Genomic DNA, 15,603 nt, shown 5'->3' with positions numbered 1-15,603 from the left:
TTGGAATATTGAGCAGACCCGGCAGGGGCTGCGCCGAAGCGTTGCACTCATTTACTTCAAGCTTAAAACTTTATGCTTGAAGTTTTCCCGGGCCTGCCTATCCTGATCTGCAAGGATGTGCGCTGAGCGGGAAAGGATGATCATGAAAGTCGCCTGTTTGGGAGGAGGGCCTGCGGGTCTTTACTTTGCGATCTCGATGAAGCTGCGCCAGCCCGAGGCACAGGTCACGGTGATTGAGCGCAACAAGCCTGATGATACCTTTGGCTGGGGCGTGGTGCTGTCGGATGACGCGCTGGAGAACCTCAGCGCCAATGACCCGAAGAGCGCCGAAGCTATCCGCGAAAGCTTTGCTTATTGGGACGATATCGCGGTGGTGCATAACGGCACCCGCACGGTGTCAGGCGGGCATGGGTTTGCCGGAATAGGCCGCAGGCAGATGCTGCTGCTGCTGCAGGACCGGGCGCGCGAACTGGGCGTTGACCTGCAGTTTGAAACCATTGCCAAGACCGCCGCGGAATATCAAGCAGACTATGATCTTGTGGTCGGCTGCGACGGGCTGAATTCCAATGTCCGCAATGAGTTCGCGGAACATTTTAAACCGGAAATCGACGTGCGGCCCTGCAAGTTCATCTGGCTAGGTACCCATCAGAAATTCGACGATGCCTTCACCTTTATTTTTGAGAAGACCAAACACGGCTGGATGTGGATCCACGCCTACCAGTTCGATGCGGACACGGCGACGGTGATTGTCGAATGTTCAGCTGAGACCTGGGAGAACTGGGGCTTTGAGGGCATGAGCAAGGAGGAGACCGTCCGCACCTGCGAGGAGATATTTGCCGCGCATCTGGATGGTCACGCGCTGATGTCGAACGCTGCGCATCTGCGCGGGGCGGCGGTTTGGATCAACTTCCCCGGGTGCTGTGCGAGAAATGGCATCATGAGAATGTGGTGCTACTGGGGGATGCATCCGCCACCGCGCATTTCTCTATCGGGTCGGGGTCGCGGCTGGCGTTTGACAGTGCCATTGCGCTGGCTGAGCTGGTCAGCACCGAACCGACGCTGGAACGCGCATTCGAGCGTTACCAGGAGGAGCGGCGGCTGGATGTGCTGCGGCTGCAATCGGCGGCGCGCAACTCCTTGGAGTGGTTTGAAGAGGTCGAGCGCTATCTGGATATGGATCCGGTGCAGTTCAACTATTCCCTGCTGACCCGTTCGCAGCGGATTTCCCATGAGAACCTGCGGCTGCGCGATGCGGACTGGCTGCAAAGCGCCGAGAAATGGTTCCAGGACAAGGCCGGAGCGCCCGCAGATGCACCGGTGCGGCCGCCGATGTTTGCGCCCTATCAATTGCGGGGGTTGGAGTTGAAGAACCGCATCGTGGTTTCGCCCATGGCGCAGTACAAGGCGGTGGAGGGCTGCCCGGCAGACTGGCACCTGATCCACTACGGCGAACGTGCCAAGGGCGGCGCCGGGCTGATTTATACCGAGATGACCTGTGTATCGGCTGAGGGGCGGATCTCGCTGGGCTGCCCGGGGCTGTATGCGCCGGAGCATGAGGCAGCCTGGAAGCGCCTGACGGATTTTGTGCATGCTGAGACCGGCGCGAAGATCTGCTGCCAGATCGGCCATTCCGGGCGCAAAGGCTCCACCCAGCTGGGGTGGGAGGAAATGGACGCACCGCTGCCGGAAGGAAACTGGGAGACGGTTTCGGCCTCGGCCATCCCGTGGTCGGAAAACAACCCGGCCCCGCGGGAGATTACACGGGGCGAAATGGATCATATTCGCGACGAATTTGTTGCATCCGCGCAAATGGCAAAGCGTGCCGGGTTTGACATGATCGAACTTCATGCGGCGCATGGATACCTGATTTCGTCCTTCATGTCGCCAAAATCGAACATTCGGGGTGATGAGTATGGCGGCTCCTTGGAGAACCGCTTGCGTTATCCGCTGGAGGTGTTCCAGGCCATGCGCGCAGTCTGGCCTGAGGCGAAGCCGATGTCTGTCAGGATCTCCGCCAATGACTGGGTGGGTGACGATGGCGTCACTCCGGAAGAAGCGGTGGAGATCGCCAAGGGGTTCACTGCGGCAGGTGCGGATATCATAGATGTCTCCGCCGGGCAGACCTCCACTGACGCGCAACCGGTCTATGGCCGCATGTTCCAGACGCCGTTTTCCGATCGCATCCGCAACGAGGCCGGGATTGCCACCATGGCGGTGGGTAATATCTATGAGGCCGACCATGCCAATTCGATCCTGATGGCGGGGCGGGCCGATCTGGTCTGTGTAGGCCGGCCGCATCTGGCGGATCCCTATTGGACCCTGCACGAGGCGGCGCGGATCGGCGACCGGCACGGGGACTGGCCGCTGCCCTATCAGGCGGGCCGGGATCAGGCCTGGCGGCTGGCCGACCGTGACGCGGAGGTGATCCGGGCATGACACGCAGGGTACTGGTAACAGGCGGCGGCACCGGCATCGGCAAGGCAATCGCGCAGGCTTTTTCAGCCCAGAACTGTCAGGTGACAATTTCCGGCCGGCGGCGCGACGCGCTGGAGCAAGCCGCGAAGGGTACGGATCTGGAGATCAGACCTGCAGATGTCACGGACGAGGCCCAGGTCGCGGCGCTGTTTGACACGCCGTATGACGTGGTTGTGGCAAATGCCGGTACCGGGAACGCCGCGCGGATCGAGGACGTTGAGCTGGCAGACTGGCAGCACACCCTGACGGTGAACATGACCGGCACCTTCCTGACCTTCCGGGCGGCACTGCGGACTGGGATGAAACCAGGCGGGCGCCTGATTGCCATCGCCTCGACTGCCTCCTTGCAGGGCGGGGCGCATATCCCGGCCTATGCGGCCTCTAAGCACGGGGTGCTGGGACTGGTGCGGTCGGTCGCGCAAAGCGTGGCCAAGCGCGGCATCACTTGCAATGCGATCTGCCCGGGGTTTGTCGACACCGAGATGGCGGAGACTGCGATCAGCGGGCTGATGGCCCGGCATGACATTCCGCGGGAGAAGGCGCTGAAAATGGTGGTTGGCGGCAATCCGATGCAGCGGCTGATCGCGCCTGCGGAAGTGGCGGCAACGGCGGTGTTCCTGGCATCCGAAGGCGCGTCTTCGATCAACGGGCACGCGATGAGTGTTTCGGGAGGCGAGATTTGAGCACAACGTCAAAAGACCGGCTGCGGCTGTGGCTGAAGGTGCTGAAGGCCACCAAGGCGGTGGAGAGCGAGGTGCGTGAAAACCTGCGGCGGGACTTCGCAACCACGCTGCCGCGGTTTGATGTCATGGCGGCGCTGATGCAGCATGAAAAAGGGCTGAAAATGAGTGAGTTGTCAGGTGTTCTGAAAGTGTCGAACGGCAACGTGACCGGCATTGTCGAGCGGTTGGTGGAGGACGGCCATGTGCAGCGCGAGAAGGTCGAGGGCGACCGGCGCGCCAATCTTGTGCGGCTGACGGCGGCGGGCCAGACTGAGTTCTCGCGCCAGGCAGAGGCGCATGAAAGCTGGATAAATGCGGCCTTTGACGGGCTGGCAACGGATGAGGCGCAGGCAATTGCCGAAAGCCTGGACGCGGTGGCGCGGCGGCTGGACGAGGGAGGCAAGGCATGAAGGTGAACACGGACCCGCAGCACTTTCTGTGCCGGATCGAGGATGGCGTTGCCACAGTCTCGCTGGACCGGCCGGAGCGGAAGAACCCGCTGACATTCGACAGCTACGCAGAGCTGCGCAACTGGTTCCGGGACTTGCACTATGACGACAGCGTCAAGGCGGTGGTGTTTGCCTCCAACGGCGGCAATTTCTGCTCGGGCGGCGATGTGCATGATATTATCGGGCCGCTGACGAAGATGAGCATGAAGGAGCTGTTGGCGTTCACCCGGATGACCGGCGATCTGGTCAAGGCAATTGTGACCTGCGGCAAACCGGTGATTGCAGCGATTGACGGGATTTGCGTTGGCGCAGGGGCAATTATCGCCATGGCCTCGGACATCCGGATTGCCACGCCGGAGGCCAAAACGGCGTTTTTGTTCACCCGTGTCGGCCTTGCAGGCTGCGATATGGGCGCCTGTGCGATCCTGCCGCGGATTATAGGCCAGGGGCGGGCGGCGGAGCTGCTGTACACCGGGCGGTCGATGAGCGCCGAAGAAGGCCACACCTGGGGTTTCCACAACAAGCTGGTTGCAGCGGATGAATTGGAAGCGGAGGCGCAAAGCTGGGCCGCGCGGATCGCCTCGGGTCCGAACTTCGGCCACATGATGACCAAGACCATGCTGGCACAGGAATGGTCGATGTCGATCGAACAGGCGATTGAGGCTGAAGCGCAGGCGCAGGCGATCTGCATGCAGACGGCGGATTTTGAGCGCGCGTTCCAAGCATTTGTGAATAAGGAAAAACCGGTGTTCGAGGGCAACTGAGCCGCTGGAGCCGCAGGCCTCGTGCCGCAGGAGGGTACGGGAGCCTCCGGCGGGAGTATTTGGACAAAGGTGAAACAGGGAGAGCCGCGCCATGGCTGACAAGTCGTTTTTGAACTGGCCGTTCTTTGAGGACCGGCACCGGGGCTTGGCGGAGGAGCTGGAGGCCTGGGCTCGGGAGAATCTGAATGGCATAGATCATTCGGACACCGATGCGGCCTGCCGAGCTTTGGTAGCTGCGCTGGGAAAGGGTGGCTGGACGCAGCATTCCGGCGCGATGGCCGGCGGGAAATTGGACGTGCGCAGCCTGTGCCTGATCCGCGAGACGCTGGCGCGCCATGACGGGCTGGCGGATTTTGCTTTTGCCATGCAGGGGCTGGGGACCGGCGCGATTTCGCTGTTCGGGACAGAAGCGCAGCAGCAGGAGTGGCTGCCATTGACGCGGGCGGGCAAGGCGGTATCGGCCTTTGCGCTGACTGAGCCGCAGTCGGGGTCGGATGTGGCCAATTCCGCCATGACGGCGGCGCTGGACGGCGATCATTACGTTTTGAACGGTGAAAAGACCTGGATCTCCAACGGCGGGATTGCCGATGTCTACACGCTGTTTGCCCGCACCGGCGAGGCACCGGGGGCGAAGGGGCTGAGTGCCTTTGTCGTGCCGGCGGGCCTGCCTGGGTTCGAGGTGGCGGAGCGGCTGGAAACCATTGCGCCGCATCCGCTGGCAACCTTGCGTTTTACCGATTGCCGGATTCCGAAGTCGGCTTTGCTTGGCCAGCCGGGTGCGGGCTTCAAGATTGCGATGTCGGTGCTGGATGTGTTCCGTTCCACCGTGGCGGCGGCGGCGCTGGGGTTTGCCCGCCGGGCGCTGGACGAATCGCTGGCGCGGGTGGCTGCGCGGCAGGTGCAGGGTGCGCCGCTGTTTGATCTGCAAATGGTGCAGGGGCATATAGCGGATATGGCTCTGGATGTGGATGCCGCTGCGCTGCTGGTTTACCGTGCCGCCTGGGTCAAGGATTCAGGCGCCGCGCGGGTCACGCGGGAGGCGGCGATGGCTAAGCTGTTTTCCACCGATCAGGCGCAATCTGTGATCGACAAGGCAGTTCAGCTGCATGGCGGAGACGGCGTGCGCCGGGGCCAGAAGGTTGAGGAGCTTTATCGGGATATCAGGGCGTTGCGGATCTACGAGGGGGCCTCGGACGTGCAACGGGTGGTGATCGCCCGCCAGGCGATGGGTGCCTTTCAGGGAGGGAAATGATATGTTGGGACCAACCGCGCATGTAGACAGTTTTGCCCGGGACAACCTGCCGCCTGCGGATCAATGGCCTGAGTTTCTGCTGGAGGGGTTTGACTATCCGGAACACCTGAATGCCGCTGTCGAGCTGACCGATGCGATGGTTGAAAAGGGGTTCGGCGACCGCACTGCGCTGATCGGCAACGGGCGCTACCGGACCTACAAAGAACTGGCGGACTGGACCAACCGGCTGGCGCATGTGCTGAGCGAGGATCTGGGGTGAAGCCTGGCAACCGGGTGCTGATCCGCTCGGCCAACAACCCGGCGATGGTGGCCTGCTGGCTGGCGGCAACCAAGGCGGGCGCGGTGGTGGTCAATACCATGCCGATGCTGCGCAAGGGAGAGCTGGCCAAGATCGTCGATAAGGCCGAGGTGTCCCATGCGCTGTGCGACACAAGGCTGAAGGATGAGCTGGTCGCCTGCGCCAAGGATTCGGAATTCCTGAAAACGGTTGTCGGCTTTGACGGCACGTCCAATCACGATGCGGAACTGGACCGGCTGGCACTGGAAAAACCCGTGGCTTATGAGGCGGTGCAGACGGGGCGTGATGACGTGGCCCTGCTGGGTTTTACCTCCGGCACTACCGGCGCACCCAAGGCAACCATGCATTTCCACCGTGATCTGCTGATCATCGCTGACGGATATGCGCGTGAAGTGCTGGATGTGCAGCCGGAGGATGTGTTTGTCGGCTCACCGCCGCTGGCCTTCACATTCGGCCTGGGCGGGCTGGCGATCTTTCCTTTGCGCTTTGGTGCTGCGGCGACGCTCTTGGAAAACGCCTCGCCGCCGAACCTCATTGAGATCATTGAGAAATACAAGGCGACGGTTTGCTTCACCGCGCCGACTGCTTACCGCGTGATGCTGCGGGCGATGGAGGAGGGGGCGGATCTGTCGTCGCTGCGGGCGGCAGTGTCGGCCGGGGAGACCCTGCCCGCGCCGGTTTATGACGAGTGGATGCAGAAGACCGGCAAGCCGATGCTGGACGGGATCGGGGCGACGGAGATGCTGCATATCTTCATCACCAACCGGTTCAGCGACCACCGGCCCGCTTGCACCGGGAAGCCTGTGGGCGGCTATCAGGTGAAGGTGCTGGATGAAAACGGCAACGAGGCTCCGCGCGGCGAGATCGGGCGGCTGGCAGTCAGGGGACCCACAGGGTGCCGTTACCTGGCCGATGACCGGCAGGCTGGGTACGTGCAAGACGGCTGGAACATCACCGGCGACAGTTTTATCCGGGATGACGCAGGGTATCTGCACTTTGCCGCCCGCAACGATGACATGATCGTCTCCTCCGGGTACAACATTGCAGGACCTGAGGTAGAGGCGGCCCTGCTGGCGCATGAAGCGGTGGTGGAATGCGCGGTGATCGGTGTCCCGGATGAGGCGCGGGGCGAGATTGTGCAGGCGCATGTGGTGCTGGTAGATGAGCTGGCGCCGTCGGATGAAATGGTCAAGCTGCTGCAGGATTACGTAAAGGCGGAAATTGCGCCTTACAAGTATCCGCGTTCATTGGTGTTTACCACGGTACTGCCAAAGACCGAGACCGGAAAAATCCAGCGGTTCAGGCTGAAAGCCTAGCTGCTAGGGTGCATGAGTTTTTAGCCGTAGCAAGTATGCGGCATGCCGAAGGTCCGTTCTGCGGGCATCTGTGCCGCGCTCATCAACCGTTTCAACGCACTCGGCATAGCCGAGATAACGCACAAAGCATGACATCAATGGGGAAAGGGGCCACCACGCTTATCGTTGCTGAGGAATTGCGCACCATCAAAATGAAGATGAAGCACGAGCAGGCGAGCTACTACAAAACGCACGGGTTCGGGAAGAACGCGATGATCGAGCTGTATCTGGCCGGTTGTGATGACGAGATGGTCAAGGCTGTCACCGGCCACTCAGGCGTTGAGATGCTGAAAAAGTACGGTGGACCGATCCGGCAAAGAGAGTTGGCGAAGGGCGCGCAAGAGGCAAGAAATCAATTGGAACGAAGCAAGACCGAAACGTGAAAGTTTCAACGGTTGTTTCAAAAATCGCAGTGGAGGAGAGGATGGATGACGCAAGTCATTGATTTAATTGGAGGCGAGTACCGGAATCGAACCGGTGTACACGGATTTGCAATCCGCTGCGTAACCACTCCGCCAACTCGCCAGCCGTGGTGTAGGGCGTGATTAATCACATGCTTGCAGCCTGTGCAAGAGGCGTATTGCCTCTGTCCGGGCCAAAAACTGCTTTTCTTTCCAGATAGGAAAAACCTCAGCTGTCCGCACATTGGCCAGGTGCTGCCGCACGGATGGCTTTGGCGATCAAGGCGGGAATACCGGGCAGTGCGCCTGTGACGGGCAGCAGAATTCCTTGGAAAAAGGCAGCCTCAAGCGCTTGGGGGATGTCCTGTTTTACATGGTCGCCGGCCTGGGCAAAGAACGGCAGGCAAATTGAACAAGCAGGCAAGGCGGTTGCGGCGGTTTCAATCCGCGGGGATTGTTCCACATAGCCGGGCGACAGTGTGCAGCCGGGCAGCAAGGGACGCAGGCGGGCGGCAAAATGTTCTGCGGCCTCTGCTGCTTTGGGGCCGCGGGCAGAGCCGTGCGCGGCAAGCAGAAGATGCGTTTCTGCTAAAGGCCAGCTTAGCCTTTGAGCGGCCAGGCGGACGGCCTGTGCCGCGAGGGCGGGAAGGGAGGCATCCAGACCGAAAGGCGGTGCCATGCGGTAGCTGCGGCCCTGAAGGCGGCCGGGCAGAACCTTGGCCGTGAACCATCCCTGCGACATGAAAAACGGATAGACCACGGCGTCCTCGGCCATTTCGCGCTCCAGCCGTCCAGGCGTGGCGAGGGTGGCGGAGCGCACATCCCAGTCCGGCAGATGCGCCGCAACCTCTGCTGCGAGACCGGCCAGGGCGGCCTCTGCCGGAACAGGGTCGGAAGGCTGGCCATGGGCGGTTATAACGGCGGTGCGCGTGATCTTTGTCAAGGCGGGGGTCCGGATCGTTGAAATTGCGGAAGCTGGCAGGATTGTTCCTATATTTGGGGAGCTTGCCGGGAATTCTGCAAGGCTTGGAAGGATTTTTTCTGCGGTGTGTTGAGAAACGAAACCAAGAAGGTTGACCTTCCCGGGCGCTTCACCTAAATCAGCAAACACTCTGAGCGGGTATGGTGAAATGGTATCATAAGAGCCTTCCAAGCTTAAGGTGCGGGTTCGATTCCCGCTACCCGCTCCAGATCTTCCCCGATTGCCATTCTGTTACACCGTGACGCGGGTTGTCCGCGCTTTCATGTGCTTTTTGAAACGGCTCAGTGCTTGACGCGCGGGGCCTGCAGGGCCATGAACCTTGGCGAATGCGCGGGATTTCATACCCGCCAGCCCAAAGTGCAGAAGGATCCGGAATGGCGCGGAGACAAGCGGCCCCGAATGCGGAACAGGAGCGGGAAGGCTCCAGGAAAATTGGCGTGCTGTCGGCGCTGTGGCCGTATATGCGGCCATACCGTTTGCTGATGCTTGCCGCGACCTGCGCGCTGGTAATGACCGCAGGGCTGTCGCTGACGCTGCCTTTGGCGGTGCGCCGGGTGGTCGACAATTTCCGGGTCTCGGATTCCGAACTTCTGAACCTCTATTTTGGCGCGGCGCTGGGAATTGCTGCGCTGCTCGCGGCTGGCACCGGCGTGCGCTATGCGCTGGTGACCCGGCTGGGGGAGCGGGTGGTGGCTGATATCCGCAAGGCGGTGTTCGACCGGGTGATCGGCATGAGCCCGGAGTTTTACGAACGTGTCATGACCGGCGAAGTGCTGAGCCGGATCACCACTGATACAACGCTGATCCAGTCGGTACTGGGGTCCTCGGTGTCGATCGCGTTGCGCAATTTGCTGATTTTCCTTGGCGGCATGGTGCTGATGCTGCTGACCTCGGCCAAGCTGACGATGATGGTGCTGCTGATCGTGCCGGCCGTTATTGTCCCGATCCTGGTGCTGGGCCGCCGCCTGCGTGCGATCAGCAAGGAAAATCAGGACTGGATCGCAGCCTCCTCGGGCAATGCGGGCGAGGCGCTGGGGGCGGTGCAGACCGTGCAGGCCTTTACCCATGAGGCCGCCAGCCGCCTGAAGTTCGGCGAGATGACCGAGACCGCCTATAATGTTTCCTGCCGCCGGATCCAGACGCGTGCTTATCTGACGGTAATCGTGATTTTCCTGGTGTTCTCCGGCGTGGTCGGCGTGCTGTGGATGGGCGCAAATGACGTGCGCGCGGGTGTTATGTCCGAAGGGTCCCTGATCCAGTTTGTGATCTATGCGGTGCTGGTGGCAGGCTCGGTGGCGGCGCTGTCGGAAATCTGGAGCGAGCTGCAGCGCGCTGCCGGTGCGACCGAGCGGCTGGTGGAATTGCTGAATGCGAATGATACCGTGCTGGATCCGGTTGCGGCGCAGATGCTGCCTGCGCCTGTGAAGGGTGAGATCCAGTTCGACAATGTGTCCTTCCGCTATCCGTCGCGCCCTGATGTCTCGGCGCTGGACGCGGTGTCGCTGGCGGTGAAACCGGGCGAGACGGTTGCCTTTGTCGGGCCGTCCGGCGCGGGCAAGACCACCATCATTCAGTTGCTGCAGCGGTTTTATGATCCGAACCAGGGCGCGGTGAAACTGGACGGTGTGGCGCTGACGGCACTGCAGCGGGATGAGTTCCGCCATCACATCGCGCTGGTGCCGCAGGACCCTGTGATTTTTGCGGCCTCAGCCCGCGAGAATATCCGCTTTGGCCGGCCAGAGGCCTCGGATGCCGAGGTTGAGGCTGCAGCCCAAGCCGCCGCCGCGCATGACTTCATCTCGAAACTGCCCGAAGGCTATGACAGTTTTGTCGGCGAGCGCGGGGTGATGCTGTCGGGCGGCCAGAAACAGCGGATTGCCATTGCCCGTGCCATCCTGCGCGATGCGCCGGTACTGCTGCTGGACGAGGCGACCTCGGCGCTGGATGCTGAAAGCGAACGTCTGGTGCAGGCCGCGGTGGACGAGCTGAGCCAGGGCCGGACGACACTGATCGTGGCGCACCGTCTGGCAACGGTCAAAAAGGCCGACCGGATTGTGGTGATGGATCAGGGCCGGATCGTGGCCACCGGCACCCATGATGAGCTGGTGGCGCAAGGCGGGCTTTATGCGCGGCTGGCCAAGCTGCAGTTCACCGAAGGGCTGGCGGCGGAGTAACTGCTGAACAGATCAAAGTGACAAGCGCCCCGGATCGTTTCCGGGGCGCTTTTTGCTGGTAAAACCGCCAAAGGCCGGAAAATGGCGCCACGTCATGCCGCAAATTGCCTTGGCGTGACCCTGCACCGGCGCTTGCGCAATTGCCTGTTTGCAATAGTCTGGGCGCAAACAGAACACCCCATGAATTGGGGGAACGGGGAGGAGATTTATGGGATTTTCCGGAGTCGCAGACCGCGACGCGCTGCAGAACGAAATGCCGTATGAGGCGCGGGATCTGCCGGCCACGCTGTATGGGCTGCTGTCACGGACGGCGGGCAAATACCCCAACGGCAAGGCGGTCAGCTATCAGATTTTTTCCGGCCCCCGGGACAAGGCGGAAACCCTGACCTGGAGCACGCTGAAGGATCAGGTGAGCCAGGCGGCCAATATGTTCCGCGCGCTGGGGATCGGAGAGCAGGACGTGGTCGCCTATGTGCTGCCCAATTGCCACGAGACGCTGGTCACCATGCTGGGCGGCGCGGTGGCGGGGATTGTGAACCCGATCAACCCGCTCTTGGAGCCAGAGCAGATCGCCTCGATCCTGCGGGAAACCAAGGCCAAGGTGGTGGTGACCCTGCGGCCCTTCCCCAAGACCGACGTGGCCCAGAAGGTGGCCGAGGCCGTGCGCCATGCGCCTGGGGTGAACACGGTGCTGGAAGTGGACCTGAACCGCTATCTGACACCGCCGAAATCCTGGATCGTGCCGCTGATCCGGCCCAAGCTGGACAATCAGGCCAAGGCGGCCCATGCGGATTACCTGAATTTCTCCAAGGAAGTGGCAAAACATCCCGCCACGCTGAATTTCGCCGACAGCGACGGCGACCGGGTTGCCTGCTATTTCCACACCGGCGGCACCACGGGAATGCCCAAGGTTGCGCAGCACAAATACTCGGGCCTGATCTATAACGGCTGGCTGGGGGACAAGCTGCTGTTCACCGAAGAAGACAACATCATGTGCCCGCTGCCGTTGTTTCATGTCTTTGCGGTGCATGTGATCATGATGGCGGCGGTATCCTCGGGGGCGCATGTGGTGTTTCCAACGCCGCAGGGCTATCGCGGCGAGGGGGTGTTCGACAATTTCTGGAAGCTGATCGAACGCTGGAAGATCACCTTTATCATCACCGTGCCCACTGCTGTTTCGGCGCTGATGCAGCGGGAAGTGGACGCTGATATCTCCTCGGTGAAAACGGCGTTTTCGGGCTCGGCCCCGATGCCGATGGAATTGTTCAAGCGGTTCGAGGCAGCGTCAGGCGTGACCATTGTCGAAGGTTACGGGTTGACCGAGGCGACCTGCCTGGTGTCCTGCAACCCTCCGGGCGGGGAGAAGAAGGTCGGGTCGGTTGGGATCCCTCTCCCCTATACCGATGTGCGGATCGTCAAGCAGACCTCCGACGGCCCGCTGGAATGCGGTGTTGATGAAGTGGGGGAAATCTGCATTTCCAACCCCGGCGTCTACCCCGGCAACACCTATACCGAAGCCGAAAAAAACGCGGACCTCTACTATCAGGACAAATACCTGCGCACCGGCGACTTGGGGCGGATTGACGGGGATGGCTACCTGTGGATCACCGGCCGTGCCAAGGACCTGATCATCCGCGGCGGCCACAACATCGATCCGGCCGAGATCGAAGAGGCGCTGCTGGGCCATGAAGCGGTGGCATTTGCCGGCGCTATCGGCCAGCCGGATGCCCACTCGGGCGAGCTGCCTTGCGCCTTTGTCGAGCTGGTGGGCGGCGCCTCGGTCAGCGAGGCGGAGCTGCTGGAATACTGCAAAATCCACGTGCATGAGCGGGCGGCGATCCCCAAGCATATGACGGTGCTGGACGAGCTGCCGAAAACCGCCGTGGGCAAGGTATTCAAGCCGGATCTGCGCAAACATGCGATCACCCGTGTTTACAACGGCGCACTGGAAAAGGCCGGTCTGGCCGCACGTGTTGTCAGTGTCACCGACGACAAAAAACGCGGTCTGGTGGCCCAGGTGGCGGCCAATGGCAGTGCCGAGCCTGAAATTTCCGCTGTTCTGGCCAGCTTTACCCGGCCCTGGGAGCCGGCGGCGGACTGAACCTGATTGTAAACGTGAGATAAAAGGCGCCCTCAGGGGCGCTTTTTCATTCAGGCATTCCATTTGCGGGAATCTCTGCCTAGGCTCGGAAAAACAGACACGCAGGGAGGCTCGCGGATGGATTATGAACGGCTGATCGACGAAGAGACCTGGGACTTTATCCAGAAGACCGGGGAGCACTACCCTGATGACGCCGTTGAAATGTCCATTGAAGAGCAGCGCCTGATTTATGACTCCATGGCACGCGAGTTCCGGGTGCCGCGTCCGGATGTGGTTTCGGTCATGGATACCTCGGCTAACGGGGTACCGGTCCGGGTCTACACCGCAGGCGATCCGACCCGCACGGTGCTGTTCTGCCATGGCGGCGGTTTTGTGGTTGGCGGGCTCGACAGCCATGACGATGTCTGCGCCGAGATCTGCGCGCAGACCGGTTACCGGGTAGTGGCCGTGGATTACCGCCTGGCGCCGGAGCACAAGCACCCGGCCGGTTTCGAGGACGCCTGGACCGCCTTGGAATGGGTGGAGGACGCTTACGGCACCGGCATTGTCCTGACGGGCGACAGCGCCGGTGCGAACCTTTGCGCTGCGGTGGCGCATCATGCGCGTGGCCGGACAGAGGCAATCCTGGGGCAGGTGCTGATTTATGGCGCCTTTGGCGGCGATGTGAACCAGGGATCCTATATCGAACATGCCAAAGCGCCGATGCTGACCCGCGAGGATGTGCTGTTTTACATGGATATCCGCACCGATGGCACGGCGCCGAAAGATGATCCGCTGTTAACACCGCTTACCGACACCGATTTTGCAGGCCTGCCGCCGACAGTGCTGGTGACGGCTGATTGCGACCCGGTGCGCGATGACTCCCGCGATTATAGCGACCGCATTCTGGAGGCCGGCGGCAAGGCGCATTGGATCAACGAGCCGGGCCTGATCCACGGATATCTGCGCGCCCGCCACAGCGTGGGCCGGGCGCGGGACAGTTTTGAGCGGATCTCGGTCGCGATCGAAGCACTGGGGCAGGGGATCTGGAGCTACGATGACGAGGCGCCCTAGCCGGCAACCTCACGGCATTGCTCCTGTACCAGCGATGTATCCAGCCAGCCGCCGCTGGTTGCCTGCCAATCCGGGCCGGAGGTTGTGACATAGGTCCAGCTGCCGACCGGGATGTGTGAATAGCTGACATAATCCCCGGCAACGATCTGCCCGACCAGCGGTGCATCCGGACGGTGTCCCGCCCGCAGGCCGGTCACCGGACCCAGCCAGCCCAGGCAGGCGCTTTCAAACTCGTCCCGCACAGGCAGGTCCCACAGCTGGTGCCTGAGGAACAGATCGTCCAGGTCCAGATAGGTCTGTTTGTTGTTCACCCGGCAGCCGAACCGCGCCTCCATCTCCTTGACCAATGCCACCATCCGCCCGGCGTGCGGCGGCAGGGATACGGATTTGCCGATGCAGTCGCCGTTGTCGAACACCGCCCGGCCCAGCGGCGAGCCGAAACAATACCCGGCCCGGTCGATAACAGCGTTTCTGGTGAACCAAAGGTCGTGACAGGCATCGCTGGCCAGTACCGGGGACGCCAGCAGGCACAGCGCGGCAGCAAAAGATTTCATGGCAATCCTTCCTGATCAACAAAACGGCGGCTGAGGGCCATCCTAGCACACAACCGCCGATTTCGCGTTACTTCAGGAACGGTTCTGCCTTCATGGTGCCGGCAATGGGGGCGCCCAGCCGTTTCAGGATGGTCGGCGCCAGCTGGCGCTGGTCGATCACAGCGTCATGATCGGGGCCTTCGGCATCACCAAAGTAGTACAGTGCCGTTTCCTGCTGCAGGGCGCCGCGGCCGCCATGGTGGCCGCGTTCGTCCTGGCCGTGGTCTGCCGTCACGATCACCTCGTACCCCAGGCCGCGCCAGCGGGTGATGAAAGGGGCCAGCATCTCGTCCATCACGAAACAGGCGTGGTCCATTTCCTGGCAATCGTGGAAATACCGGTGGCCCATGCTGTCCAGGGTGCAGGTGTGCAGCATCCCGTAGTCCAGGCCAAAGCGCAGGCAGAGGTTGGTCAGGGTGCCGAACAGGTCGACATCCGACGGGGTCATCTGATTATCTTTGCCGTAGCCGGTCATGGAATGAAACCGGCCATGGTTGATGGTCTTGCTCTCGGGCTCGTCGTATTCGATGTCGCGCACGTAATCGAACGGGTGCCGGTTGAAGAAGGACGACCAGTAGCTGTGCGCCACAGCCCCGGTCACGCCGCCCGCTTCGCGCACCTGGGAGAATACGTCCTTTTCCTTCAGCCGGAACACATTGGCATTGCCGGTGCAGCCATGGATGGCAGGCGCCACACCGGTGTGGATCGAGGCATAGCAGCTGGCCGAGATCGACGGCAGCACAGCGCGCAGTTTCCAGACGCGGGCATCGCCGCTGTCTACCCAGCCTTCGAGGTTGCCGAACAGGCGGCGGAAGTTGCGCCACGGCACGCCGTCCAGAATGATGAGCAGGAGTTTGTTGTCCATTCGCCGAATCCCTTTTTCGCGCAGACCTTGGTGCCGTATCATCGTGACGGTTTCTTGAATTGCCATTCAAAAAACGAAAGGATGGTCAGAAACCGGCATTTCGGAGGGAAGTTTCCTGG

Annotated in this window: 11 protein-coding genes, 2 tRNA genes and 2 pseudogenes; 11 read left to right on the top strand and 4 right to left on the bottom strand. The window is 61.6% G+C overall.

The annotated features are described in order from the left end of the window. The first annotated feature begins 142 nt into the window (after window positions 1-142). The 7 genes and pseudogenes from ETW23_RS12815 to ETW23_RS12785 all read left to right on the top strand — a co-directional run bounded on the left by ETW23_RS12815 (window position 143) and on the right by ETW23_RS12785 (window position 7,698). Window positions 143-2,436: pseudogene (locus ETW23_RS12815) on the top strand (bifunctional salicylyl-CoA 5-hydroxylase/oxidoreductase). Next, on the top strand, window positions 2,433-3,158 hold the full coding sequence (locus ETW23_RS12810; protein WP_129370349.1) for an SDR family NAD(P)-dependent oxidoreductase: 726 nt from the start codon (window positions 2,433-2,435) through the stop codon (window positions 3,156-3,158). The pseudogene ETW23_RS12815 and the gene ETW23_RS12810 overlap by 4 nt, the downstream one beginning before the upstream one ends. Further along, entirely contained in the window at window positions 3,155-3,607 is a 453-nt protein-coding gene (locus ETW23_RS12805) for a MarR family winged helix-turn-helix transcriptional regulator (RefSeq protein ID WP_129370350.1), read from the top strand. The genes ETW23_RS12810 and ETW23_RS12805 overlap by 4 nt, the downstream gene beginning before the upstream one ends. Continuing rightward, window positions 3,604-4,410: an enoyl-CoA hydratase family protein gene (locus ETW23_RS12800; RefSeq protein WP_134830214.1), complete on the top strand. Its 807-nt coding sequence runs from the start codon at window positions 3,604-3,606 to the stop codon at window positions 4,408-4,410. Before ETW23_RS12805 ends, ETW23_RS12800 begins: the two co-directional genes overlap by 4 nt. A gap of 91 nt (window positions 4,411-4,501) precedes the next feature. Then, window positions 4,502-5,662: an acyl-CoA dehydrogenase family protein gene (locus ETW23_RS12795; RefSeq protein ID WP_134830213.1), complete on the top strand. Its 1,161-nt coding sequence runs from the start codon at window positions 4,502-4,504 to the stop codon at window positions 5,660-5,662. Between the two features lies 1 nt (window position 5,663). Beyond that, window positions 5,664-7,276, top strand: a pseudogene (locus tag ETW23_RS12790) (AMP-binding protein). Between the two features lie 137 nt (window positions 7,277-7,413). Further along, complete coding sequence (locus tag ETW23_RS12785) at window positions 7,414-7,698, top strand: hypothetical protein (RefSeq protein WP_205879898.1); 285 nt, start codon at window positions 7,414-7,416, stop codon at window positions 7,696-7,698. A gap of 68 nt (window positions 7,699-7,766) precedes the next feature. Here the strand turns inward: ETW23_RS12785 and ETW23_RS12780 are convergent. Continuing rightward, window positions 7,767-7,840: transfer RNA gene (locus ETW23_RS12780), tRNA-Cys, on the bottom strand. 105 nt (window positions 7,841-7,945) lie between these two features. Then, entirely contained in the window at window positions 7,946-8,659 is a 714-nt protein-coding gene (locus ETW23_RS12775) for a CbiX/SirB N-terminal domain-containing protein (RefSeq protein ID WP_134830212.1), read from the bottom strand. Window positions 8,660-8,832: 173 nt separating this feature from the next. Between ETW23_RS12775 and ETW23_RS12770 the strand changes: the two genes are divergently transcribed. The 4 genes from ETW23_RS12770 (at window position 8,833) to ETW23_RS12755 (ending at window position 14,026) form a co-directional block, all read left to right on the top strand. After that, window positions 8,833-8,906, top strand: a tRNA-Gly gene (locus ETW23_RS12770). Between the two features lie 166 nt (window positions 8,907-9,072). Further along, on the top strand, window positions 9,073-10,872 hold the full coding sequence (locus ETW23_RS12765; RefSeq protein ID WP_134830211.1) for an ABC transporter transmembrane domain-containing protein: 1,800 nt from the start codon (window positions 9,073-9,075) through the stop codon (window positions 10,870-10,872). Between the two features lie 208 nt (window positions 10,873-11,080). After that, entirely contained in the window at window positions 11,081-12,973 is a 1,893-nt protein-coding gene (locus ETW23_RS12760) for an acyl-CoA synthetase (RefSeq protein ID WP_129370356.1), read from the top strand. A 117-nt stretch (window positions 12,974-13,090) separates the two neighbouring features. Then, a complete protein-coding gene (locus ETW23_RS12755) occupies window positions 13,091-14,026 on the top strand; it encodes an alpha/beta hydrolase (protein WP_134830210.1) in 936 nt (311 codons plus the stop codon). On the opposite strand, the gene ETW23_RS12750 is transcribed toward ETW23_RS12755, so the two are convergent. Both ETW23_RS12750 and ETW23_RS12745 read right to left on the bottom strand, forming a co-directional pair. Then, the gene (locus tag ETW23_RS12750; RefSeq protein ID WP_134830209.1) at window positions 14,023-14,580 is read right to left on the bottom strand and encodes a DUF4453 domain-containing protein; all 558 of its coding nucleotides are present in this window, start codon (window positions 14,578-14,580) and stop codon (window positions 14,023-14,025) included. The genes ETW23_RS12755 and ETW23_RS12750 overlap by 4 nt on opposite strands. A gap of 67 nt (window positions 14,581-14,647) precedes the next feature. After that, complete coding sequence (locus tag ETW23_RS12745; protein WP_129370359.1) at window positions 14,648-15,484, bottom strand: alkaline phosphatase family protein; 837 nt, start codon at window positions 15,482-15,484, stop codon at window positions 14,648-14,650. Window positions 15,485-15,603: the final 119 nt, after the last annotated feature.

Source organism: Leisingera sp. NJS201, from assembly GCF_004535885.1.
Taxonomy (GTDB): Bacteria; Pseudomonadota; Alphaproteobacteria; order Rhodobacterales; family Rhodobacteraceae; genus Leisingera.
Note: the sequence above shows the minus strand (reverse complement) of the source record. Positions and strands in the feature narration are given on the sequence as shown.

What these genes read in the sequence shown, in the direction of transcription:
- ETW23_RS12745 (WP_129370359.1), bottom strand. Translation starts at nt 15,484, where the DNA reads ATGGACAACAAACTCCTGCTCATCATTCTGGACGGCGTGCCGTGGCGC.
- ETW23_RS12750 (WP_134830209.1), bottom strand. Translation starts at nt 14,580, where the DNA reads ATGAAATCTTTTGCTGCCGCGCTGTGCCTGCTGGCGTCCCCGGTACTG.
- ETW23_RS12800 (WP_134830214.1), top strand. Translation starts at nt 3,604, where the DNA reads ATGAAGGTGAACACGGACCCGCAGCACTTTCTGTGCCGGATCGAGGAT.
- ETW23_RS12755 (WP_134830210.1), top strand. Translation starts at nt 13,091, where the DNA reads ATGGATTATGAACGGCTGATCGACGAAGAGACCTGGGACTTTATCCAG.
- ETW23_RS12785 (WP_205879898.1), top strand. Translation starts at nt 7,414, where the DNA reads ATGGGGAAAGGGGCCACCACGCTTATCGTTGCTGAGGAATTGCGCACC.
- ETW23_RS12765 (WP_134830211.1), top strand. Translation starts at nt 9,073, where the DNA reads ATGGCGCGGAGACAAGCGGCCCCGAATGCGGAACAGGAGCGGGAAGGC.
- ETW23_RS12795 (WP_134830213.1), top strand. Translation starts at nt 4,502, where the DNA reads ATGGCTGACAAGTCGTTTTTGAACTGGCCGTTCTTTGAGGACCGGCAC.
- ETW23_RS12760 (WP_129370356.1), top strand. Translation starts at nt 11,081, where the DNA reads ATGGGATTTTCCGGAGTCGCAGACCGCGACGCGCTGCAGAACGAAATG.
- ETW23_RS12810 (WP_129370349.1), top strand. Translation starts at nt 2,433, where the DNA reads ATGACACGCAGGGTACTGGTAACAGGCGGCGGCACCGGCATCGGCAAG.